This is a genomic window from Xanthomonas sp. SHU 166, from assembly GCF_000364685.1.
Classification (GTDB): Bacteria; Pseudomonadota; Gammaproteobacteria; order Xanthomonadales; family Xanthomonadaceae; genus Xanthomonas_A; species Xanthomonas_A sontii.
Map to the genome: position 1 here is coordinate 1 of NZ_AQOJ01000653.1, position 722 is coordinate 722.

At 74.4% G+C, this 722-nt stretch carries 1 pseudogene; it reads left to right on the forward strand.

Going from position 1 to position 722, the window contains the following annotated elements:
• Positions 1–722 (forward strand): annotated as a pseudogene (locus D180_RS15680) (hypothetical protein); the annotation flags it as partial.

Sequence of the window (722 nt, forward strand, 5' to 3'; positions counted from 1 at the left end):
CTGCCGGTGCGCGCGCTGCGCCTGCGCGTCGACGCCGCGCCCGGTGGCGTCGCGCCGACCCTGGCGCGCCTGCGCCTGCTGGGGCCGAAGGCGGTGATGACGCCGATGAAGCGCTACCAGGTCGCCGCGCAGCGCGGCACCACCCGCGCGCTGTTCCCGGCCTCGCTGCACATGCAGCAGACCTATTGGACCGCGGTCGGCATCCACGCCGGCCGGCAGAAATCGATCTTCGACGAGTACGGCAACCTGGAGGCGTGGAAGGGCGCGCCGCTGGTACAGCCGCTGTGGCGCGACGCCTCCGGCACCGCCGCCGGCGCCGACGGCCATGCGCTGACCCACGCCTTGCGCGACGGCTGGAAGCCGATGCCGTCGGTGCGCTGGTCGCCGCAGCCGGGGCTGGAACTGCGCAGCGAGACCTTCACGATCGAACGCGACGGCCAGCCGGTGACGCTGCTGCGCCATCGCCTGCGCAACACCGGCACCACCCCGGTCAGCGGCACCCTGTCGCTGCTGGTGCGGCCGATGCAGATGAATCCGCCGTGGCAGAACGGCGGCCTGTCGCCGATCCACGACGTCGCCGTCGACGGCGACGTCGTGCGGGTCAACGGCCGTGCGCTGCTGACCTCGCTGAGCGCGCCCAGCGGCGGCGGCGCCGAGGCGTTCGGCGCGAACGGCGCCACCGAGATCACCCGCCACGTCGTCGCCGGCACGCTGCCGGCGCA